Here is a 22204-nt window from a genome sequence, read left to right as displayed (position 1 = left end):
TTTCCGGAGGTCGTGTCCATAGTGCACGTCACGAGCGCGCCCCTGCCAGCACCGCGACGGGCAGGAGGAGCGCAGGACCGGCTCCCCTCCTGCCCGATGTGACACGGACTAACGCCGAAGCGCACTCTATTCGCGCATCGGTGCTGGTCAGGACCCCAGCACAGGCCGGACTCTACGCAGCACCCGCACCGACCGGCCGCTCACGGGCACGGCCTCGCCGGCCCGGCACACGCGCGACTCGCTCAGCACCGGCATCGCCGTGTCCAGCTCGGTCGCCCACAGCTCGCCGTAGTCGTCGGGGATCGTGAACTTGATGACCTCGTGGTGGGCGTTGAACAGCAGCAGGAACGAGTCGTCGCTGATCCGCCTGCCGCGCCTGTCGGGCTCGGTGATGGCGTCGCCGTTCAGGAACACCGCCAGTGCCTTGGCGTAGCCGTTCGTCCAGTCGGCGTCGGTCATCTCCGTGCCGGACGGCGTGAGCCAGGCGATGTCGCTCAGCTCGTCGTGCGACCCGCGTACGGGCCGGCCGTAGAAGAAGCGGCGGCGGCGGAAGACCGGGTGGTCGCGGCGCAGCCGGGCCAGGCGCCGGGTGAAGTCGAGAAGCTGGCGCTTCTCCCTGGTTCCCGCGTCATCCCTCGCACCGGCCTCCAGGATCGTGCCCCAGTCGACCCAGCTGATCTCGTTGTCCTGGCAGTAGGAGTTGTTGTTGCCCTGCTGGGTGCGGCCGATCTCGTCGCCGTGCGACAGCATCGGCACGCCCTGCGACAGGAACAGCGTGGCCAGGAAGTTGCGCTTCTGCCGTTCGCGGAGCTGGGCGACCGGACCGGTCGCCGGGCCCTCCACCCCGCAGTTCCAGGAACGGTTGTCGTCCGCGCCGTCGCGGTTGTCCTCGCCGTTGGCCTCGTTGTGCTTGTCGTTGTACGACACCAGGTCCTGCAGCGTGAAGCCGTCGTGGCAGGTGACGAAGTTGATCGACGCGGCCGGGCGGCGGCTGTCGTCCTGGTAGAGGTCGCTCGACCCGGTGAGACGGCTGGCGAACTCCGGCAGCGCGGCGGGCTCGCCCCGCCACATGTCGCGGATGGTGTCGCGGTAGCGGCCGTTCCACTCGGTCCAGCGGGCCGGGAAGTTGCCGACCTGGTAGCCGCCTGGGCCGACGTCCCACGGCTCGGCGATGAGCTTGACCTGCGACAGCACCGGGTCCTGCTGGACGAGGTCGAAGAACGCGCTCAGCCGGTCGACCTCGTGCAGCTCGCGGGCGAGGGAGGCCGCGAGGTCGAAGCGGAAGCCGTCCACGTGCATGTCGCGCACCCAGTAGCGCAGCGAGTCCATGATCAGCTGGAGTGCGTGCGGGCTGCGCATCAGCAGGCTGTTGCCGGTGCCGGTGGTGTCCATGTAGTAGCGCCGGTCGTCCTCGACCAGCCGGTAGTAGTTGGCGTTGTCGATGCCGCGCATGGACAGGGTCGGGCCCAGGTGGTTGCCCTCCGCCGTGTGGTTGTAGACGACGTCGAGGATCACCTCGATGCCCGCCTCGTGCAGGGCCTTCACCATCGCCTTGAACTCCAGCACCTGCCCGCCGCGCTGCCCCGAGCTGGAGTACGCGTTGTGCGGCGCGAAGAAGCCGATCGTGTTGTAGCCCCAGTAGTTGGACAGCCCCCGCTTCTCCAGCATGTGGTCGGTCACGAACTGGTGGACCGGCATGAGCTCGATCGCGGTGACGCCGAGCGAGGTGAGGTGGTCGATGATCTCGGGGTGGCCCAGGGCGGCGTACGTGCCCCGGATCCGCTCGGGGATCTTCGGATGGCTTGTCGTGAGGCCGCGCACGTGCGCCTCGTAGATCACCGTGTCGTGGTAGGGCGTGGCCGGCGGCCGGTCGTGTCCCCAGCCGAAGAACGGGTTGACGACGATCGACCTCGGCACGTACGGCGCCGAGTCGCTGTCGTCCCGGCTGTCCGGCTCGCCGAAGCGGTAGCCGTACACCGCCTGGTCCCAGTTGACCGAGCCCTCCACCGCCTTGGCGTACGGGTCGAGCAGCAGCTTGTTGGGGTTGCAGCGCAGGCCGTCGGCGGGCGAGTAGGGCCCGTGGACGCGGTAGCCGTACCGCTGGCCCGGCCCCACACCGGGCAGGTAGCAGTGCCAGACGAAGCCGTCCACCTCGCTCAGCGAGACGCGCTCCTCGTTGCCGTCGTCGTCGAACAGGCACAGCTCTACGCGCTCGGCCACCTCGGAGAAGAGCGCGAAGTTGGTGCCCGCTCCGTCGTACGTCGCCCCGAGCGGATAGGAATCCCCCGGCCAGATCTCCCTCACTGGACCTCCTCGCCCTCCGGCTCGGCGGTCACGCCGGGAAGGTCCCGGAGCCCACCGGCTCTATGGTCGCACTCGCCCACGGTCCGTACCCTTCCCGGAACCCCGCGTGCGAGATCGTGGTGCTGACTGTCGTTCACAAGACATCGTGCCTGCCCAGAAAAGGCTTCGACAGTCTCGCCACGTTAACTGCGTGTATGGCAACGGGGTGAACCGGCCATCAGCGAGCAAAGCACCGGTGACCTGGACCGACTCGCCGAGAACGGACGCGGGGCGCCCGTCCCGTCCGTCACGGAGCGCAGCCGCCCGGCTGTGACTCACCCCGGATCAGGCGCCCCGGCGAGACCGCGTACGGCGCCGATCACCCCGGCGACGCGGTCCCCGGTCGCGGTCGGCCCGTGGGCCGAGGCGATCGCGATGATCTCCATGGCCGCGAGCCGGTCGACGTGACGGCCGAAGATCCGCGGGTCGAGCCAGCGGTGCCAGGGGCTGAGCCCCGCGCCGAAGGCGCGCACGGCCTTCAGATAGTCCTCCAGCGGGAGCTCCCCCGCGTCGGCGGTCGCGACCGGCACCTCGGCCCCGAAGCAGTCGGCCGCCCAGTAGACCCCGCTGCGGTCGTCGTACAGCCCCCGGGTCGCCGGGGCGTCGTAGAGCGGGGGCCGCACCGCGGTCAGCCGCCGGTCGCCCGCGTCGAACGACTCGTCGTCGGCGATCCGGCGCGTACGGCCCGGCGGCGGCGCGAAGCCGCGCCCCGGGCGCGGGGGCGAGCCGGTGACCAGCGTCGCGGCCGGGCACATCTCCAGGGCGACCTCCAGGTTGCCCGCGTGGTCGGGGTCGTCGTGGCTCAGGAAGATCCATCGCACGTCGCGCGGCTCCACGACCGCGAAGACGTCCTCGGTCCAGCGCTCGCGGTGCTCGGCCGCGCCGGTGTCCACGATCACCGGCTCGCGTCCGGTGATGACCATCGAGTCGATGTGCGCGTACCCCGCCGCCGCGGGTTCGATCATCGGGACGAGCACCACGTCGGGCGCGATCCGCCAGGGACCTGTCGGCTGTGTGTCCATGCTCCACAGGCTCGGCGGACGGTCTTGTTCCGAACTTGGCGCGGGCTTGCCGGGGGTTCAGCGTTCCTCGTGGCGCTCCCGGGCGGCGACGACCTCGGGCATGCGCTCCTCCGTCCAGGCGAGGAGCGGAAGCAGGCGCTCGGCGGCCTCGCGGCCGAGCGGGGTGAGGCTGTATTCGACCCGGGGCGGGATCGTGTGCTCGGCCTCCCGCAGCACCATGCCGTCGCGTTCCAGTGCCTGGAGGGTCTGGGACAGCATCTTCTCGCTCACCCCGTCCACGCGGCGGCGCAGCGCGTTGAAGCGGTAGGGCCCTTCGTGCAGGGCCGCAATCGCCAGGATCGCCCATCGGCCGGTGATGGTCTCCAGCACGGTGCGCGAGGTGCACTTCCGTGAGAAGACGTCGGCGACGAGCTCCTCGAACTCCTCCATGGCCGTCAGCTTACGCTCTCGAAGTACTTTCTGATAGAAAGCACTAACCAAAGGAAAGCACTGTGGAGGAGAAACCATGATTGTCGTGACCGGAGCCACCGGACACCTCGGCAGGCTGGTCGTCGAGGAACTCGCCGGGCGCGTGCCCGCCTCGCGGATCGTCGCGGCGGTGCGCAGCCCGGAGAAGGCGGCCGACCTGGCCGAGCGGGGCATCCAGGTGCGCGAGGCGGACTACGACCGTCCCGCCACGCTGGGACCGGCGCTCGAGGGCGCCACCAGGGTCCTGCTCGTCTCCGGCAGCGAGCCCGGCCGGCGGGTCGACCAGCACAAGGCCGTGGTGGACGCCGCCCGGGCGGCCGGCGTCGAGCTGCTCGCCTACACGAGCATCCCGCGCGCCGACACCACCCCGCTGGGCCTCGCGCCCGACCACAAGGCGACCGAGGAGTACATCCGCGCGAGCGGGCTGCCCTTCGCCTTCCTGCGCAACGGCTGGTATCACGAGAACTACATCGCGGCGGCCCGGCAGGGCGCGCAGAGCGGCGTCATCCCGGGCAGCGCCCGCGACGGCCGCGTCGCCTCGGCGGCGCGCGCCGACTTCGCCGCCGCCGCGGCCGCCGTCCTGGCTGGTGAAGGACACCGCGACGCGGTGTACGAGCTGACGGGCGACGTCGCCTGGAGCATGCCCGAGCTGGCCGCCGTGGTCTCCGAAGTGTCCGGCGCGCCGGTCGAGTATCGGGACCTGCCCGTCGCGGAGTACGCCAGGGCGCTGGAGGCGAACGGCCTGCCCGAACCGGTCGCGGCCCTGTTCGCCCAGGTCGACGCCGACATCGCCGACGGCTGGCTCGGCGGCACCCCCGGCGACCTGTCCCGCCTCATCGGCCGGCCGACCACGCCGCTGCGCGACACCCTCGCCGAAGCCCTGAAGAACGGGTGATCACACGCTGTTGAGCAGGGCCAGGATCGGCTTCTCGTAGAGGGCGACCCCGGAGCGGCGGACGAGAGCGAGCGCGGCGCGCAGGCGGGGGCCCGCCGCATCGCGGTCGTCCCGCGCGAGCGCCAGGCGGGCCAGGCACAGGTCGGTCACCGACCAGCCGAGCAGGCGGCCCTGATGCGGCAGGAGCAGGTCGTGCAGCGCCGCCGCCGCGGCCCTGTCGCCCAGGGCCAGGCACACCTCACTCAGCAGGTCGGGGATGAACCGGTAGGCGATGTCGCCCCGCATGCCGGCGAAACCGCCGTGGGCCAGCTCCGCGAGGACCTCCGCGGCCTCGTCCCTCCTGCCGAGGTCGAGCAGGGCCGCGCAGCGCAGCACCCGCCATCCGGGCTGGCCGGGCCGCCGCGCCAGCGCCTCCTCCGCCAGCGCCAGCGCCGCCGTCGCGTCACCCCGCATCCGCGCCGCCAGGCAGCGGAACACACGGGCCCGGCTCTCGGCGTGGTCGCGGCCGAGCGCGCCCTCCGGATGGAGCCGGACCGACTCCTCCGCCTCCGCCAGGGCGCGGCCGGGGTCGCCGCGGAGATAGGCGTGGATCGCCGACAGCCAGGCGGCGAGGCTGAGCAGGGCGGGCTGCCTGATCCTGCGCGCGGTGTCCGACAGCCAGGTCAGCAGCCGGTCCGCCCGCTCCAGCTCGCCCTGTTTGACCAGCTCGACGTGCTCGGCCTCCAGAGCCAGCCATTCGGCCACCAGGTCGCCGGTCCGGCGGGCCACCTCGGTCATCTCGTCGATGGCCGCCTGCCTCTCGGCGTGCCCGGCGACCCCGCGCGAGAGGATCTCGTACGCGCTCAGCGCCCGCAGCAGCGAGCCGTCGTCCCCGCGCAGGCGGGCCTCCCGTACGGCTTCGGCCGCGAGCGCGCAGCTCTCCTCGACCGGCCGGGTGAAACAGCCCGTGACGGCGAAGGCCGCCAGGAGCTGGGACCGCCAGGGCGAGCCCTCCCCCTGGCTTCGCAGCGCCCGCTCGATCCGCCCGGTCAGCGCGCCGCCCGCCGCCCATTCCTCGTACATCGCCCACGACAGCGGGTCGGAGAACCCGAGCGCGGCGCGGGCCAGCCGGTCGTCGTCCCCGAGAGCGTCGGCGATCTCGGCCGCCTCCTCCAGCGAGGCGTGGACCTGCGTGCTCATCCCGGCCGCCGACTGCGCCTCCGCGAGGCCGAGCAGCAGGTCGCACCGCAGCACAAGGCTCTCACTCGAGGCGGCCACCGGCAGCTGGCCGGTGAGGGCGACGGCGTGCCGCAGGTGCTCGACGGCGTCCTCGTAGGCGAACTGGGCCATGGCGTGAGCGGCCGCCTGCCGGGCGTACTCGATCGCCTTGGCCGCCATGCCGGAGATGACCAGGCCCTCGCGGTAGTGGTGCGCCAGCTCGGCCAGGTGCGTGCCGCGCCGTTCGAGCACGGCCGCGATGCCGGCGTGCAGGCGGCGCCTGCGCAGCGGGGCGAGGCCGTCGCGCAGCACGTCGCGGACGATGTCGTGGGCGAACCGGTAGACGAGGTCGTGCTCGGTGAGCAGGCGCGCCCGGACGGCCGCGTCGAGCACGTCGAGCACCTCGTCGCGCGGCACGTCCATCACGTCGTGCACGACGTCGAGCAGCACGTCCAGCGGGGCGTCGCGGCCCAGCAGGGCCGCCGCCGACAGGACGCCGGGGGCGCCCGGCGGCATCGCCGCCATCCTGCCGCGCAGCACGTCCGCGACCGCGCCCGGCACCTCGCCGCCGTCCAGGTGGACGAGTTCGCCCAGGAAGAAGGGGTTGCCGCCGGTCCGCCTCGCCACCTCGGCCGCCCGCGTCGCGTCCGCGCCCGCCCGCCGCAGATACTCGGCGATGGCGTCCTCGCCGAGGCCGCCCAGCGTGACCCGCTCGACGTGCGGGAGCCGTACGAGCGTGGCGAGCGTGCGGGCCAGCGGCCCGCTCACCTCCGTGTCGCGGTAGGTCGCGATCACGGTCAGCTCCTGGCACGCCCGCGTGGTGGCGAGGAACTCCAGCAGGCGCAGGGACGAGGCGTCGGCCCACTGGAGGTCGTCGAGGACGACGAGCACCCTGCCGTGCGCCGCGGCGTGCTCCGCGACGAGCCGGGCGAACGCCTCGTACAGCGCGAACTCCCCGGTCGCGCCGAGCATCTCGGCCAGTTCGCCGTGCCGTCCGGTGAGCCGGCGTACGGCCTGGGCCCAGGGCCAGAACGGCGGCGCGCCCGTGCCGTCCCAGCAGCGGCCGAAGACCGCCACAGGCGCGTGCGCCGCGGCGTCCTCCGCCAGGCTGGTCTTGCCGATGCCCGGCTCGCCCGCCACGAGCACGATCAGCGGGCCGTCCGCGGTGACGGCGCGGCGCAGGACGCGCGATTCGGCGGCCCGCCCGATGAGCGCGCCCTCCCGCCGTCCGGGACCGTCGGTGTCCGCCTCGGGCACAGGGGTCGCGGTGGGGGCGGGGGTCGCGGTGGGGGCGGGGTCGTGGGCAGTCGCGGGCGGGGGCGGTGGCGGGGGCGGTGGCGTCAGCGCGGGGTCCTGCTCCAGGATCCGCCGCTCCAGCTCGCGGGAGCGCGGATCGGGGTCCAGGCCGAGTTCGCCGACGAGCAGCCGGCGGCCCTCGGTGAGCAGGGCGAGCGCGTCCGCCTGACGGCCGGCCTGGTAGAGGGCGTGCGCGCCGAGCCTGCGCAGCCGCTCGCGCAGGGGATGCGCCGCCACGAGCCTCGTCAGCTCGGGCACCCGCGCCGGCCCGAGCCCGAGCGCGAGCTCGGCCTGGGCCACGTCCTCGACGACCGAGAGCCTGAGCTCCGCCAGATGGGCGATCTCGTCGCGCGCCCAGGGCTCGTCCTCGAACCCCGCCAGCGGCTCGCCCCGCCACTCCTTCAGAGCCAGGCGGAGCTGCCCGGCGGCTCCCGCGTGGTCGCCCGCCTCCAGCAGCCGCCTGCCCGCCGCGACGGCCGCCGCGGCACGACCGAGGTCGAAGCTCTCGGGTGGCAGCTCGATCGCGTACCCGCCCGGCCTGCTCAGCAGCACCGACGGCTTCGCCCTGCGCACCCGGCCGGGTTCGAGCACGCGCCGCAGCTTCGACACGTACGCCTGCACGGTGTTGACCGCCCCCGGCGGCGGCTCCCGCTCCCACAGCGCGTCCACGATCCTGGCCGTGCTCACCGGACGCGGCGCCGCCAGCACGCACAGGGCCAGCACCGCCCGCTGCTGAGACGGCCCGATGTCGAGCGGCGTCCCCCCGTCGTCGAGCACGACGACCGGGCCGAGCACGCGGAACTCCAACACGATCCCCTCCGGTTGCGGTCCCCCGAATGTATCCCGCCGCAGTAGGAGTTTTCGGACGATCAGCAGCAAAGTGTCAGCGAGGGTCAGTGGCGCGAGCCGCGGACGCGGGTGCGCCGCAGCAGACGGCGACGCGGGCCGACCGCCCGGCCGTCGGTGTGCAGCCACAGGTTGACGCCGGTCCCTCCGAGCGCCGAGGGCTCGACGCGCACCCCGCCGCCCGTCGACTCGGCCAGGCGCCGGGCGATGTCGAGGCCGAGCCCGGTGGAGCCGGCCCCGCTGTTGCCCCGCCGCAGCGCCTTCTCCGGATCGGGGATGCCCGGGCCCGCGTCCGCGACGAGGATGCCCACCATGCCGCTCCCCCGATGCAGGGTGACGCGGAAGGCCGTGCCCTGCGGCGTGTGGCGGAAGACGTTGCCGAGCAGCGCGTCGACCACCGCGCCGAGGTCGGCCGCGGCGACCGGCACCGGGCTGGGCTCGTCGGCGCCGACGAGCTGCCAGGGCCGCGCCTGGTCCTCGGCCAGCGCCGACCAGAAGGCGAGCCGTTCCCGCAGCACGAGCGCGGCGTCGCAGCCCGCCGGCACGGCCCGGGACGGCCGCCGGGCCGCTTCGATGATCTCGTCCACGGCCTGCTCGAGCCGGTCGATGGCGAGCCTGCGCTGCTCGGCCTCGGGGCCGGTGCCGCCGAGGTTGAGCCGCAGCGCGGTCAGCGGGGTGCGCAGCCGGTGCGACAGGTCGGCGGCGAGCTCGCGCTCGGCCGCGAGCAGTCCCGCCACCTGGTCGGCCATCGCGTTGAACGCGCGCCCGGCGGCCACCAGCTCGGGCGGGCCGTCCGGGACGATGCGCACCGTCAGGTCGCCCGCCCCGAGGGCCGCCGCCGCCTGCCCGAGCCTGCGGGCCGCCCGGACCACCCGGGCCCCGAGCCGGTCGGCCACCACCACCGACCCCACCACCAGGGTGACCGCGACGCCGGTCAGCACGGCCCAGGAGGTGGACACGCCCTTCCTCGCGTCCGCCTCGGGCGCGTACGCCTCGATGACGGCCCGCCGTCCGCCGCCCAAAGCGACCGGTCTGAGCAGCACGTATCCCTTGCTGACGGGCACGGTCCTGGCGCTTTCCGCCGCGCTCGCGACGTCGGCGGCCGTGACCCGGGAGCGGCCCACCGTGCGTCCGCCGGGGAGGTGGACGGCCAGGCGGGAGGTCCCCGCCGGGGTGCTGGCCAGCGCGCGCTCCAGCGCGGCGGCGTCGTCGGTCACCACGAGGGCGGGCACGATCGTGGCGGCCTGGCGTTCGGCGTCCGCGAGCGCGCGGCTCTCGGCGATCTCCTTTACCGCGACGGCCAGCGGGATGAGGAAGGCCAGCGCGACCATCGCCGTCACGGCCACCGCCACCAGGGCCAGGCTCCGTCTCACCGCCGCTCCCGCTCCGGACCTCGTGCCGTTGTCGCGGTTCCCGCTTCGGGGCTCAGCCCTCGGCAGGGGGGCTGAGGCGTACGCCGACACCCCGCACGGTGTGCAGATATCGGGGGCGGGACGCGCTCTCGCCGAGCTTGCGCCGCAGCCAGGACAGGTGGACGTCGATCGTCTGGTCGTCCCCGTACGACTGCCGCCACACCTCGGCCAGCAGTTCCCTGCGCGAGATCACGCGGTCGGGACGGGCGGCGAGGTAGGCCAGCAGGTCGAACTCTCGGCGGGTGAGGTCGAGCGGCGCGCCGTCCAGGCGGGCCTCCCTGCGATCGGCGTCGACGACCAGGCCGCCGACCCTGGCGACCGGCGACGGCGCGCCGGGCCTGGCCCGGCGCAGCACGGCCTCCAGGCGGGCGTTGAGGTGGTCGCCGGAGAACGGCTTGACCAGGTAGTCGTCCGCGCCGTCGCGCAGCAGGCGGACGATCTCGGCCTCGTCGTCCCGCGCGGTGGCCACGATGACCGGTACGTCGGAGATCGCCCGGAGCATCTTCAGCGCCTCCGCGCCGTCGAGGTCGGGCAGCCCCAGATCGAGGACGACCACGTCGGGGGCGACGTGGGCGATCTCCCGCAGGGCGTCGAGCGCCCGGCCCGCGCTGCGGACCGCGTGGCTGCGCCCGGTCAGGTCGCGAATGATCGCGGACCGGACGAACTCGTCGTCCTCAACCACCAGAACGGTCGCCATGGGGCAGAAACGTACACTCCCGGTTGGTACGGCGTCCCGAGAAGAGCGATCCGAAACACGGGGATTTGCGGCTATTTAAGGCATGCACAAATCCGTAGAGGTTGACCGAAAAGGACCGAGCGGCAATTCGGGTCGCGGGATAGAGTGAGCGGCCACATGAGAAGGGCCGCCGGTTACTTGATCGCCTGGTGCGGGGCCACCGCGCTCGCCGTCGGCGTGTCCTGGCTCGGGGTGCGCGACGTGCTGCGCAGCGCGATCCTGGACGAGGCGCCCCTCGCTCCCGTCGTGGCCGTCGCCGCGCCCCTGTCCGCCTCGCCGGGCGTCCCCGCCCCCACCCCGCAGGGCACCCCGGACGGCGGAGCCTCCGGCGGCACGTCCGAGGACCCTTCCGCGGAGCCGCCCGGCCATCGGTCCCCCTCCCGGCCCACCGCCACTCCGGTGCGGACCGCGCGGACCTCCCCGGCACCGCGCCCGGCCCGCGCCACGCGGCCGGCGAGATCGGCGGAGCCCTCGCCCACCGCCCGGCAGCGCAAGGCCGGCGACGGGGAGAGCCTGCACACGTTCACGCTGAAGGGCGGCCGGGCGACGATCGCGGTGACCTCCGCGGACTGCCGCGTGGTGACGGCGACCCCGAACGACGGCTACGAGGTCAAGGTCTGGGAGGCCGACCAGTGGCTGCGGGTCGCGTTCCTCCGGGACACCCATGAGTCGTCGGCGTTCTGCACGTGGAACGCCCTGCCCCCCAGGCTCGACACCTACGAGAACTGAGGGGCCCCGGCCCGGCCGTCCGTCAGGAGAACTCAGTCCAGGAGGGCGCGGTACTTCTTGAGCTCCTTGACCTCGGCGCCCAGCGAGGTGACGGTGGCGACGGCCAGCGCCTTGGCTCCCTCGAAGGCGCCGCCGGCCTGCTCGGCCCGGGCGAGCTTGATCGCGCCGTTGTCATGCTCGATCATCAGCGTCACGTACTTCCGGTCGAAGGACGAGCCGTTCAGCTTGGCGAGCGCCTCGATCTCGGCCCGTTTCTGCATGCCCGGCATCGCATGGTCGCGCGGCAGCGGCTCCGCACCCCACATGTCGAGCCAGTCCTTGAACGTGCGGATGTCGGTGTCGCGGGCCGTGGCGACCTTCGCCGCGAACTCGCCGACCCACGGGTCGCCCGCCCGGGTCTGCGCGAGCCTGGCCAGCTCCAGGGCCTGGAGGTGGTGCGGGACCATCTGCCGGGCGAACACCACGTCGGCGGCGTTGGTCCCGGCGGACGGCTTCGCCGCGCCCGTCTCGTCCGGCGTGGCGCTGAGCGCGGACCCGGGGGTCTGCGTGGCCTCGGGGCTCGGCGTGGCCTCCGAAGTGAGGGGCGTCTCGACGGTGGTGGCGGGTGAGGCGGCTACCGGAGCGGGCGAGGCGGCCCCGCCCGCCGGGTCCGGCGTGCCGCATCCGGCGAGCAGGGCGGTCGCGAGCACGCCCGTTAACGCTCCCGGTAACGCGGCCGTCACACGAGCCGTCACAGCGGGAAGCCGGCGGATAGTGGTCGTCACTGGAGGGCCTTTCCGGTTCTGACTGACGGACGGACGCGACGGCCGCCGGGGCCGGGCGCGTTCGGATCCATCCGTGATCCCTTGCCGCAGGACCCTACCGCCGGGCGGCGACTCCGGCCGCCCCCGCATGGCGTTTCGGCATATTTACGGTGATTATCGGACAAGCTGGGCATCACGTGTCAAAATTCCCATTCGCTTCCCTGGATCACCCCTGTGCTCTAGCCTCCAACTGTGCCAAAGCGGAGCGAAACTCTACGAAAGGTTTCACACCGAGGAAACCTCTGTTGACACGAGCGAAACAGTGATACTTTCGCTTGGGAGCGCTCCCAAGCCGTGTGAACCTTCGGGCCGAGGAGACCGGATGGCCGATCTTCCCACCCTCGCAGAGGTAGCCGCCGCAGCCGGCGTCTCCCCGGCAACAGCTTCCCGGGTCTTGACCGGCTCGGTACGCGTGACCACGTCGACCCGCCGACAAGTCCACGACGCGATGTCGCGTCTGGGCTATGTACGGCGCCGCGCCCCCAGGGGATCCGCGGGCAGGCGGGCCGAGCAGATCATCGCCGCGGTCGTCTGCGAGCACAGTCCACGCCTTTTCACCGAGCCGTTCTACGCCAGGCTCCTGTCCGCCTGCGAGGAGGTGCTGACGACGCACGGGGTCCCCATGGTCGTGATGACCGCGACCCCTGCGACCGCCTCCATCGCCGCGCCGCCGCTGGTCGCGGGCGCCGTCGACGGCGTCCTTCTGATCGGGGCACGCGCGCGGCACCCCCTCGCGGTCACGCTGGCGGCCTCGGGCGTCCCGGTGCGCTGTGCCGGGCGGCCGCCAGACGGCATCGACCTCCCGTTCGTCGACATGGACAACCGTGACGGCGGACGGCAGGCGGCCGAGCACCTGCTGCTCAACAACCGCAAGCACATCGCCACCATCGCCGGGCCGCCGACCCTGCCGGCCGCCCGCGATCGGCTGGAGGGCTTCCGGCAGACGCTCCGCGACGCCGGTGTGCTCGACATGCCCGTGGCGTACGGCGACTTCACCCACGCGTCGGGCGCGCACGCCATGCAGTGGCTGCTGCAACGGGCGCCGCACCTCGACGCCGTGTTCGCGGCGTCGGACGTGATGGCGGCCGGGGCGATGCAGACGCTGCGCCGCGCCGGGCGGAAGGTGCCGGACGACGTGGCCGTCATCGGATACGACGACGCGCCCGTGGCCAGGCACACCTCGCCGACGCTGACCACGGTCAGGCAGCCCGTCGAGGAAATGGCCACGCTCGCCGCACGACTGCTTCTCATGACACTCGGGGACGGGGACAATCCCAAGGGCAATCCGGTGCTGCCCACGGAACTGGTGGTTCGTGAATCGGCCTGAGCTTCGAGAAGGCGACGTCCTGACCCGTCGTTATCTGCTCCAGGAGCGGATAGCGACGGGCGGGATGTCGGTCATCTGGCGCGCCTTCGACCAGTCACTTCAGCGCATGGTCGCGATCAAGGTGCTGGACGGCTCGCTCGACGACGACAACCCCGGACGGGAACTCATGCGCCGGGAGGCCAGGGCCACCGCCCGGCTGATCCACCCGGACGCGATCGAGGTCTACGACTACGGCGAGACGGTCACGAACGGCGGCAGGCTGGCGTCCTTCGTGGTCATGCGCCTGTTGGAGGGCCGGTCGCTGGCCGACCGGATCATCGAGGGCCCGCTGCCCTGGGCCGAGGCGGTGGAGATCGCCGCCGGGCTGGCGAAGGTGCTGGCGGCGGCCCATGACCGGGGCATCGTCCACCGGGACGTCACCCCGGAGAACGTGCTGCTCGCCGACGACGGGCCCAAGCTGCTCGACTTCGGCATCGCCGCGTTCATCGGCGAGGCCGACGACCAGCTCGTCGCCGACTTCGGCACTCCGCCGTACGTCGCGCCGGAGCGGCTGAAGGGGACGACGGCCGACCCGGCCGTGGACGTCTACGCGCTCGGCGTGCTGCTGTTCGAGATGCTCACGGGCGCCCTGCCCTACCCGGAGAAGACCTGGGAGGCGATCGAGACGGCGCGGCGGGAGGGACCGCCGCCGGCGCCCGAAGGGGTGCCGGGCCTGCCGCAGGAGGTCGCCGACCTGTGCCGGCGCTGCCTGTGCCCCGACCCCGTGGACCGGCCGAGCGCGCGGGCGGTCGCCGCCGCCCTGACCACGGTGAGGAAGCCGCCAGGACCACGCGGGGCCGGCTGGGGCGCCGCCGCCGTCGGGGCCGCGGCCCTGGGCGGCATCCTCTGGTTCACCCAGACGCACGGCCCGGAGGTCGGAGCCGTCGCCCTGCTGCCCAGCCCTTCACCCGTGCACGCGCAGGCCACCGCCTCGCCGCCGCCGCAGGTCGAAGCCGTCGCCGTACCCCGGCATACGGTCGCGCCGGTTGCGGACCCCTTACGCACGGCCGCGCCGGCCCCGCGTCACCCCTCCCCCTCGATCAGTGTCAAGGCCGTCAAGAAGGACCGGCACGCCGGGGACACCGTCAGGCGGCCGAAGACCTCGGCCACCCGTAAGTCCGGCGTGGCGCCGTTGCCGCTGGCCACCACGGCCGCGCCGCTGCGGGTCGACACCGCGGTCCGGCAGTTCAACCTGCTCGTGGACGGCGCCGAGGCCACTCACGACATCGACGACGACGTCGCGCTCGACCTCAAACAGGTGCTGCGCAACGCCGTCGCCAACGGCGAGGGGCTGTCGGCCATACGCACCAAAATCGAGGTCCGGTATCAGGAGGGACGGCTGCCGTCCACGCTGAAGGAGGAACTGCTGGCCGCGCTCGACCGGGTCGAAGCCGCCCTCACCGAGGCCAGCGACACCTGATATGGGAGCGCTCCCAGAACAACCCTCTGTTGAGTTCGGTCAGGACCGAAAGTCCGAGCGCGTCCGTTAAGCGTTCAGCTCGCGACCGAAATTATCTTCTACTGGCGTGTGGTCGGCCGACGACGTCCCGCCTCCGCTCGACGGTCAGATCCGTCTGATCGTCGCGAGCCAGGCCGGTGCACCGTCGTCGTGGTATCTCGTCCGAACCCGGTCCGGTTCGATGGTGGCGACATTCCACCCGTCGGCGGGATCGAACGCCGCTCTCAGCTCCTCCCGGCTGACGGGGTGCGGCCCGGTGTCGGGACCGTCGTCGCTGAAGCACAACACGTACAGCGTTCCGCCGTGTTCTGTCACCGACGCGAGACTCGTCACGTATCCGGATCGCTCGTCGCCGTCGAAGGTGTGGAACAGCCCGCAGTCCAGCACCGTCTCGAACCTGCGCCCCAGCCGATCCAGACGGAGGGCGTCAGCCACGGCGAACTCCACCTGGACCCGACGGTCGCCGGCCTTCTCCCGGGCGATCGTCAACGCCGTCTCGGCCACGTCGACGCCCAGAACCGGCAGCCCCAGCGAGGCGAGGTGAAGAGCGTTCTCGCCGGTCCCGCAGCCCGCGTCGAGAACCGCTCCGGCGAATCCGCCTTCGGATGCCAGACGCTCTATCGCCGGCTGCGGCCGTCCGATGTCCCAAGGCGCGGGACCGTCGTGGTACGACGCGTCCCACGGCAGTCCCGTCATCCGTTCATGACTGGTGGGACGCCGCCCGCCGTACGGATCGTCGGCGAGGCTTTTCGATCGCTCCGGCAACTTCTTCCCCTTCCTTGTTCTGATCTTCTCGAGTCCGCCGTCCGGGTCACGCTCTTGCATAGCAAAGACAAAACCGGATAGGTCATTGCCCCATGAGCGGATTCAAGAAGTTCCTCATACGGGGCAACCTGGTGGAGCTCGCCGTCGCCGTGGTCGTGGGCGCGACGTTCAGCGGGCTCATCCAGGCCCTCGTGCAGGACCTGATCACCCCCCTGATCGCGGCCGTCACCGGCGGGAAGCAACCCGACTTCTCCAGCTACAAGTTCACCGTCAACGGCGCCGTGTTCAAGTACGGCGACTTCGTCAACCACCTGCTGACGTTTCTGATCGTCGCCGCAGTGGTCTACTGGCTGGTCGTCCTGCCGATGACCCGCTTCCTGAGCCTCTTCGACACCAAGAAGGAGGCCACAGAGAAGAAGTGCCCCGAGTGCCTGTCGGACATCCCCCTCGACGCCCGCCGCTGCGCCTTCTGCACGGTCGAACTGTCCACCGTCCCCGCCGCCGAGAAGCCCCCTGCCTGACCTCTCCGCGGGCCCGTCCTCCTCGTCAGGGCCGGAACCGGGTCAGCGTCCGCTCCCCGGCTTCCGGCGGCTCCTGGGAAACGGGGCGGCCGGCGCGCCGCAGCACGTCCACGATGACGAGCGACGTCCGGTGCGGGTCCCTGGTGATCCGCACCCCGTGGGCCAGCCAGCACGCGGCGGCGATCATGTCCCGGGCCCGTTCGAGGTCGCTCGGGCTGGTCCCCGCCCTGCACCACACCCACAGGCGCTCGCCGAACGGCTCGGGCCTCGTACGGAGGATCACGGGCAGCTTGCCCCGCCGGTTGACGATCAACGCCTCGGCGCAGGCCTTCCGTACGCGGTGGGGCGTCACCACGCACCAGAAGCGGGCCGCCACCTCCCGGCGGGCCTGCGGCCACAGCAGAACGAGCAGGCAGACCAGAGAACCGGTGACGATCGTGACGGCCGGGCCCGCCGTCCGCACGGCGATGACCACGACCGCCGGGCCGCCCACCACCAGCACCGCCTCGTAACGCCACCTCCACAGCACCAGCAGCGGTCCCGGCCGCGCGACGGGAGAGGTCTCCCGCTCGATGAAGCGCAGGACCAGGTGCGGGTTCCGCCTGACCGGGTGCCTCATGCCCGGCCACCCGAGGGTCGCTCGGGCCTGCGGGAGGCCGGCGGTTCGAGCAGGTTGACCCGCCCGGTGCCCCGGCATCGGCGGCACGGCAGCCCCGTCGGGCACCGCCCCTTCGCGGAGCAGATCGTGCAGGCGGCGAGAGCGTCGAACCGCGTGTCACGGTAGGCGTGCGTGTGCCAGGTGCGCCGGACCTCCCAGCGCTGCACCCACGCGAACGCGTCGATCTCGGCGAACGCCTCGCCGCTGAGCTTCCACAGGAGAGCGACGATGCGCATCCGTAATGCGATTGGTGGACGATTACGGGTGTTCTGGTGGTTGTATCCCATGGGATCATTCCTTCGCCGAGCAGCGGGTCGGGTGGTTCCTCCGCTGGGTCGATGTGCCACCATCGGCCCAGCGACGTTTTGAACGAGAGGGCCGCGATCTGAAGCCCTCCGGGTGCCGTCGGGACGCGATGCCGCATCCTTCGGGAACTGCCTGGTGCAGCCACCACGTTGAGGCTTATGCCGTGTTCGTACCCCTTCTTTGCCGCTGGCAATCGTGTTTTGGCAATTGCCAATGGCATTCCCCGGCGGCACATGCCAGCCGCGTGATAACGTGCGGATCCAGAAGCTTCACGGGCCCAGAAGGTGACCGCACATGGCCGGGACGAACGTGACACTTCGCCGGCGCCAGCTGGCCAACCGGTTGAGAGAACTGCGGCACGCCGCCGATCTCACGGTGGAGCAGGCGGCCGAGGAGCTGCTGTGCAGCCCAGCCAAGATCAGCCGGATGGAGACGGCGCAACGGGGCGTCAGCCAGCGAGATGTGCGCGACCTGTGCCGCATTTACGGGGTGACGGACGAGAACCTGGTCCGGCAATTGATGAATTGGGCGAGGGAATCCCGCCTTCCCGGCCTGCGCCAGGAGTACGGCGACCTCGGCTACGACGCGATCTACACCTTCATGGATCTGGAGGCGGCCGCGTCCTCGATCACCGAGTTGCAGATCACCTACCTGCCCGCCCTGTTCCAGACCGAGGAGTATGCCCGCGCCCTGATCCGCGGCCTGCTCCCGGGCATCGAGCAGGAAGTGCTGGAACGACGGGTCGAAGCCCGCATGAATCGTCAAAAACTCCTGCTGGGCACCGATCCACCTCGCTACTGGACCTTCATCGACGAGGCGGCACTGCGCCGGGTGACGGGAGATCCCGCGATCATGGAGGCGCAACTGGAGCGCCTGCTCCTCCTGGGACAGGCGCCGCATGTGACGGTGCAGGTGATCCCGTTCACCGCCGGGCCGTACATGTGCGCGGACGACCCGTTCGTGATGTTCAAGTTCAAGGACCAGAGCCTGTCGGACGTCGTCTACCGGGAGTCGCTGGACCGGGTCGAGTACCTGGAGAGGCCGAACGAGTTAGCCATTTATCGGGAAGCGGTCGACCGCCTGCGCGCGGTGGCGCTCTCCCCCAACGAGTCCCTCAAGCACATTGCCGGTGCGAAAACGGACTTCAGCACCACCTGAAATATTGACCACTCAGGAGCGCCTACGTCTCTGCGGACACTCTAGCCGAGAGACATGAACAGATGAAACCATCCGACGAGTTGCCGGCCACCGAGCCGGAATGGCGTATCTCCTCGCGTTGCAGCGGCGGGAACTGCGTACAGTTTGCCGAGGTCAACGGAGGAATCGCAGTGCGGGATTCGAAGAATCCCGGCGCGGGCACGCTCTTCTATTCGCCGCAGGAATGGCGCGCTTTCCTGACGGCCGCGAAGGCGGGTGCCTACGACGTGACGAGGTGACGTGGCTCACTCGCCACTATCCGCGCAAGGCCTCCGAAGGTACATTTAGCGTAACTAGGTACTTTCACGGTTAATCACGCAGCCTGCGGGTGAGCATTCGGGAGGGTGAATGGCCGGCCGACCCACGTTCAGCGAGGTGACATGGCGGCGGGCATGCGGCGGCGGGAACTGCGTCGAAGTGGCCTTCCAGGATGGACACGTGGGCGTACGTGACGGAAAGGGAGGCGGCGAGGGCCCGATCCTCACCTTCACGGCCGAGGAATGGCAGACCTTCGTCGAGCACGTCAAGGACGGCCGCTTCGACCTGCCCTGACGTTCCGCGCGCGAACGGACGAAGGGCTTCCCCGGACGAATGGCCGGGGAAGCCCTCTACCTCTACGAGTGTTCCGTCACCAGGGGGACGGGGCGGGTGGGGGGACGACCGGTGGGCGGTCGTCGCAGGTGATGGTGTTGGGCAGCATCCAAGGAGCGAGCCAGCCGCCGTCGTTGCCGCCGAGGTCGGCCAGGGAGAACTCCGACCCCGTGGGCGGGAAGTTGAAGGACCCGCAGTTGTTGACGCCCACAGCGCCGACGTTGCGGGCGTCCACGTTCTCGAAGGACGCCGAGCCCTTCACACGGGCGCTGACCACGGAGGTGCCCGTGCCGTCGACCCGGATGTCCGTGAAGCGGACCTTCGGGATCGCGTACAGGTCCTTCACCGACCACTCGCTGACCAGCATGATCGCGTTGTACGTGCTGTCCAGGTAGTGGTCGCCGCTGACCTCGATGTCGGCGTCGATGTCCTTCTCCAGGGCGTAGAACCAGATCGCCCCCAGACCGATCTTCCAGTTCAGCTCGAACGTGCCGGCCCGTACGGTCGTGTTGCCGTCGATGCGGAGCTTGCCGGCGAACGACTGGGCGCCGAACCGGGAGCCGACCTGGATGGCGCTGCCCTCCCTGATGGGGTCGGCGATCAGGTTGTTCGAGACCGTGTTGTCCGTGCCGCCGTAGATCGCGATGCCGTTCGCCAGCACGGGCGTCTGGATCGTGTTGTGGTCGAACGTGTTGCCCGCGTCGGCGGTCTTCTCGGACCACATGGCGAGGGCGTCGTCACCGGTGTTGCGGAAGAAGTTGTTCGACACGACGGAGCCCGTCACTCCGGTGTGGAAGTTGAGCCCGTCCGCGATCTGGTCGACGATCACGTTGTTGGTGATCTTTATGTTGCGCATCGGGCCGTCGAACCACATGCCGACCTTGGTGTGGCGGATGTAGAGCCCGTCGATGGTCGAGTCGCTCATCGCGCCGCCGACGCCGTTGACCTGGTCGGTGTCGATCCGCTCGCGGACGTCGCCCTCGATGGCGAAGCCGGACAGGTGGACGTTGCGGCTGCCGCCGGCCGAGGCGTCCTTGCCGTAGAAGCCGGCACCGGTGTGCACCGAGCCGTCCGGGGCCGGGGTGTCGAGGTCGACCTGGCGGCCCTTGACGGTCGTGTACCAGCTTCCGGCACCCGTGATCGTCACGTCGTCCACGACGATGTGACGGTTCACCTGGTAGGTGCCCGGCGGGATGTAGACCTTCAGGTGCGCCCGTCTGGCGAAGGCGACGGCCTTGTCGATCGCCCCGGCGGAGTCGCGCCTGCCGGTGGGGTCGGCGCCGAAGCCCAGCACGTTCGCCGCGACGACCTCGACGCGCGGCGGGCCGACGAGGTGCGAGTCGAGCAGGTCGACGACCGTCCACGCGGCGCCGCCGCCCGCCGGGACCGTCAGCCGCACCGTGTCGCCCGCCCGGTACGTACGACCGAGCAGGAGGCGCTGCTCGTCGTAGAAGTGGTTCGGGCGGAACGGCTTGGCGACCTCCGGGGCCGGCGTGGTGGCGTTCGGCACGCAGGAGCACTCGGTGATCCACCAGTCGGGGTGCAGCAGCCCGGCGTTCGGATCGTTGGAGAACGGATATTGGTTGTAGAGCCAGGCGTACTGCGATGTGAGGGTCATGGTGGCCCGCTTGTGGCCGTTCACCGCGACGTCGAGCGGCGCGGTGATGCCGCCGCCCCCGGGAGCGTCCGGGATGCTGTACCGCACGGTGATCGCGTTGGCCGCCTTGGGCAGCGTGAACTCGACATACTGCCCAGGGGTCAGCTTGACCGCCTTGCGGCCGGACGCCTCCGCGGGCAGCGTGTACGCGTCGCGGCCGGGGCCGATGACCGTGCCGTTCGTCGTCGCGTTCTCCGCCTCCTGCTCGGCGAAGTCGACGTCGGCCCCGCGCCCGGCGACGAGCGCCGGGTCGAGGGCGGCCCGCGTCACGACGGGGGGCTTCGCCGAGGCGGACGCGGGCGTCTGCAAGACCGCGAGCCCGGTGGCGGCCAGGGCCGCCGCCAGCAGGACTCTCATCGGGCCTCCATGATCCAGACCGCGGTGTCGGATGGGAGCAGGTCGCCGTCGAGGGGACCGCTGGCCAGCAGCACCGAACCCGACTCCGGGAGCGCGGCCGGCTCGGCGCCGAGGTTGACCAGGCAGACCAGGCCGGAATCGCGGCGGAACGCGATCACCTCGTCCCCGTACGGCAGCCAGGTCAGCGTGCCGTCGCCGAGCAGCTCGCGGCGCAGGCGCAGGGCCGAGCGGTAGAGGCAGAGCATCGAGCCCAGGTCGGCCTCCTGAGCCTCCACGGTGAGGTCGCGCCAACCGGCCGGCTGCGGCAGCCAGGGCTCGCCGGTGCTGTATCCGAAGGGCGGCTCGGTGCCCGACCACGGCAATGGCACCCGGCAGCCGTCACGGCCGCGGACCGTGTGGCCGGAACGCTCCCACATCGGGTCGTCGATGAGCTCCTCGGGGATGTCCTCGACCTCGTTCAGGCCGAGCTCCTCCCCCTGGTACACGTAGACGCTCCCGGGCAGCGCCATCGCGAGCAGCGCCGCCGCCCGCGCCCGGCGGCGGCCGAGCTCCAGGTCGGACGGCATGCCGTCCCGGCGTTCCGCGTTGTCCCAGGACGTGACGGCCCGGCCATAGCGGGTGACCGGACGGGCGACGTCGTGGTTGGACAGCACCCAGGTCGCGGGCGCGCCGATCGGCACGTGCGTGGCGAGGGTCAGGTCGATGCTGGCGCGCAGCGCGGCCGGCTCCCACGCACTCGACAGGAAGTCGAAGTTGAACGCGGTGTGAAGCTCGTCGGGGCGCAGGTAGTTGGCGAACCGCTCCTGGTCGGGCAGCCACACCTCGCCGATGAGGATCCGCCCGCCGTAGGAGTCGGACACCCGCCGCCACTCGCGGTAGATCTCGTGGACCCCGTCGTGGTCGGTGTACGACTCCTCCACGCTGTCGAGGTCCTTGACGAGCACGGCCGCCGAGTCGATGCGTACGCCGTCCACGCCCCGGTCGAACCAGAACCGCAGCACCTCGAGGAACTCCTCGCGTACGACCGGGTTGTTCCAGTTGAAGTCGGGCTGCTCGGGGGCGAACAGGTGGAGGTACCACTCGCCGTCCGGCACCTGCGTCCACGCCGGGCCACCGAAGATCGACTGCCAGCCGTTGGGCGGGCCGTCGCCGACGCCGGGGCGGAACCAGAACCGCTCCCGGGCCTCCGAACCGGGACCGGCCGCCAGCGCCTCCTGGAACCAGGCGTGCTGGTCGGAGGCGTGGTTGGGGACGACGTCGACGATCGTGCGGATGCCCAGGTCGTGGGCTTCCTCGATCAGCTTCTCCGCCTCGGCCAGGGTGCCGAAGACCGGCTCGATGCTGCGGTAGTCGGCGACGTCGTAGCCGCCGTCGGCCATGGGAGAGGGATACCACGGGTTCAGCCAGATGGCGTTGACGCCGAGATCAGCCAGGTAAGGCAGGCGTGACCGCAGCCCCGCCAGGTCACCCGTCCCGTCGCCGTTCCCGTCGGCGAAGCTGCGCAGGTAGACCTGGTAGATCGCGGCCCCGCGCCACCAATCGGGGGTCGAGGTGTTGCCGGGCATGCTGAATACAACTCC

Annotated in this window: 20 protein-coding genes; 8 read left to right on the top strand and 12 right to left on the bottom strand. The window is 71.5% G+C overall.

What is annotated here, in order from left to right; translation table 11 throughout:
* Positions 1-147: 147 nt before the first annotated feature.
* The 3 genes from glgX to FH610_RS18785 form a co-directional block, all read right to left on the bottom strand.
* Entirely contained in the window at positions 148-2304 is a 2157-nt protein-coding gene (gene glgX, locus FH610_RS18795) for a glycogen debranching protein GlgX (RefSeq protein WP_139575819.1), read from the bottom strand.
* A 314-nt stretch (positions 2305-2618) separates the two neighbouring features.
* Positions 2619-3365, bottom strand: coding sequence for an oxygen-binding di-iron domain-containing protein (locus FH610_RS18790; RefSeq protein ID WP_139575818.1), 747 nt, complete (start codon positions 3363-3365; stop codon positions 2619-2621).
* 57 nt (positions 3366-3422) lie between these two features.
* Positions 3423-3794, bottom strand: a complete 372-nt coding sequence (locus FH610_RS18785) for a winged helix-turn-helix transcriptional regulator (protein ID WP_205825878.1) — start codon at positions 3792-3794, stop codon at positions 3423-3425.
* A gap of 76 nt (positions 3795-3870) precedes the next feature.
* On the opposite strand from FH610_RS18785, the gene FH610_RS18780 reads away from it, so the two are divergent.
* Positions 3871-4728: an SDR family oxidoreductase gene (locus FH610_RS18780; RefSeq protein WP_139575817.1), complete on the top strand. Its 858-nt coding sequence runs from the start codon at positions 3871-3873 to the stop codon at positions 4726-4728.
* Here FH610_RS18780 and FH610_RS18775 read toward each other — a convergent pair whose 3' ends face one another.
* From FH610_RS18775 to FH610_RS18755, 3 genes are all read right to left on the bottom strand, one after another.
* Positions 4729-8031: an ATP-binding protein gene (locus tag FH610_RS18775; RefSeq protein WP_205825877.1), complete on the bottom strand. Its 3303-nt coding sequence runs from the start codon at positions 8029-8031 to the stop codon at positions 4729-4731.
* Positions 8032-8114: 83 nt separating this feature from the next.
* Positions 8115-9440 (bottom strand): sensor histidine kinase, encoded by a 1326-nt coding sequence (locus FH610_RS18760; protein WP_139575815.1) that lies wholly within the window; start codon positions 9438-9440, stop codon positions 8115-8117.
* Positions 9441-9492: 52 nt separating this feature from the next.
* Positions 9493-10176, bottom strand: a complete 684-nt coding sequence (locus tag FH610_RS18755; RefSeq protein WP_139575814.1) for a response regulator transcription factor — start codon at positions 10174-10176, stop codon at positions 9493-9495.
* Between the two features lie 156 nt (positions 10177-10332).
* Between FH610_RS18755 and FH610_RS18750 the strand changes: the two genes are divergently transcribed.
* The gene (locus FH610_RS18750; RefSeq protein WP_139575813.1) at positions 10333-10944 is read left to right on the top strand and encodes a hypothetical protein; all 612 of its coding nucleotides are present in this window, start codon (positions 10333-10335) and stop codon (positions 10942-10944) included.
* A 32-nt stretch (positions 10945-10976) separates the two neighbouring features.
* Here the strand turns inward: FH610_RS18750 and FH610_RS18745 are convergent, their stop codons facing one another.
* Positions 10977-11633: a DUF305 domain-containing protein gene (locus tag FH610_RS18745; protein WP_161628030.1), complete on the bottom strand. Its 657-nt coding sequence runs from the start codon at positions 11631-11633 to the stop codon at positions 10977-10979.
* A gap of 436 nt (positions 11634-12069) precedes the next feature.
* Between FH610_RS18745 and FH610_RS18740 the strand changes: the two genes are divergently transcribed.
* Positions 12070-13074 (top strand): LacI family DNA-binding transcriptional regulator, encoded by a 1005-nt coding sequence (locus tag FH610_RS18740; RefSeq protein WP_030510556.1) that lies wholly within the window; start codon positions 12070-12072, stop codon positions 13072-13074.
* The gene (locus tag FH610_RS18735) at positions 13061-14533 is read left to right on the top strand and encodes a serine/threonine-protein kinase (protein ID WP_139575811.1); all 1473 of its coding nucleotides are present in this window, start codon (positions 13061-13063) and stop codon (positions 14531-14533) included. Before FH610_RS18740 ends, FH610_RS18735 begins: the two co-directional genes overlap by 14 nt.
* Before the next feature lie 144 nt (positions 14534-14677).
* Here FH610_RS18735 and FH610_RS18730 read toward each other — a convergent pair whose 3' ends face one another.
* Complete coding sequence (locus FH610_RS18730) at positions 14678-15268, bottom strand: class I SAM-dependent methyltransferase (RefSeq protein WP_139575810.1); 591 nt, start codon at positions 15266-15268, stop codon at positions 14678-14680.
* Between the two features lie 161 nt (positions 15269-15429).
* On the opposite strand from FH610_RS18730, the gene mscL reads away from it, so the two are divergent.
* Complete coding sequence (gene mscL, locus FH610_RS18725) at positions 15430-15858, top strand: large conductance mechanosensitive channel protein MscL (protein WP_139575809.1); 429 nt, start codon at positions 15430-15432, stop codon at positions 15856-15858.
* Positions 15859-15883: 25 nt separating this feature from the next.
* Here the strand turns inward: mscL and FH610_RS18720 are convergent, their stop codons facing one another.
* Both FH610_RS18720 and FH610_RS18715 read right to left on the bottom strand, forming a co-directional pair.
* A complete protein-coding gene (locus FH610_RS18720) occupies positions 15884-16477 on the bottom strand; it encodes a hypothetical protein (protein WP_139575808.1) in 594 nt (197 codons plus the stop codon).
* Complete coding sequence (locus tag FH610_RS18715) at positions 16474-16752, bottom strand: hypothetical protein (protein WP_139575807.1); 279 nt, start codon at positions 16750-16752, stop codon at positions 16474-16476. The genes FH610_RS18720 and FH610_RS18715 overlap by 4 nt, the downstream gene beginning before the upstream one ends.
* Before the next feature lie 364 nt (positions 16753-17116).
* On the opposite strand from FH610_RS18715, the gene FH610_RS18710 reads away from it, so the two are divergent.
* The 3 genes from FH610_RS18710 to FH610_RS18700 all read left to right on the top strand — a co-directional run bounded on the left by FH610_RS18710 (position 17117) and on the right by FH610_RS18700 (position 18571).
* Complete coding sequence (locus FH610_RS18710) at positions 17117-17980, top strand: helix-turn-helix domain-containing protein (protein ID WP_139575806.1); 864 nt, start codon at positions 17117-17119, stop codon at positions 17978-17980.
* Between the two features lie 62 nt (positions 17981-18042).
* Positions 18043-18258, top strand: coding sequence for a DUF397 domain-containing protein (locus FH610_RS18705; RefSeq protein WP_139575805.1), 216 nt, complete (start codon positions 18043-18045; stop codon positions 18256-18258).
* Between the two features lie 109 nt (positions 18259-18367).
* The gene (locus tag FH610_RS18700) at positions 18368-18571 is read left to right on the top strand and encodes a DUF397 domain-containing protein (protein WP_139575804.1); all 204 of its coding nucleotides are present in this window, start codon (positions 18368-18370) and stop codon (positions 18569-18571) included.
* A gap of 76 nt (positions 18572-18647) precedes the next feature.
* Here the strand turns inward: FH610_RS18700 and FH610_RS18695 are convergent, their stop codons facing one another.
* On the bottom strand, positions 18648-20624 hold the full coding sequence (locus FH610_RS18695) for a glycosyl hydrolase family 28-related protein (RefSeq protein WP_139575803.1): 1977 nt from the start codon (positions 20622-20624) through the stop codon (positions 18648-18650).
* Positions 20621-22189: a glycoside hydrolase family 13 protein gene (locus tag FH610_RS18690; protein WP_139575802.1), complete on the bottom strand. Its 1569-nt coding sequence runs from the start codon at positions 22187-22189 to the stop codon at positions 20621-20623. Before FH610_RS18690 ends, FH610_RS18695 begins: the two co-directional genes overlap by 4 nt.
* Positions 22190-22204: the final 15 nt, after the last annotated feature.

Source organism: Microbispora catharanthi (genome assembly GCF_006334915.2).
GTDB classification, from domain to species: domain Bacteria; phylum Actinomycetota; class Actinomycetes; order Streptosporangiales; family Streptosporangiaceae; genus Microbispora; species Microbispora catharanthi.
Note: the sequence above shows the minus strand (reverse complement) of the source record. Positions and strands in the feature narration are given on the sequence as shown.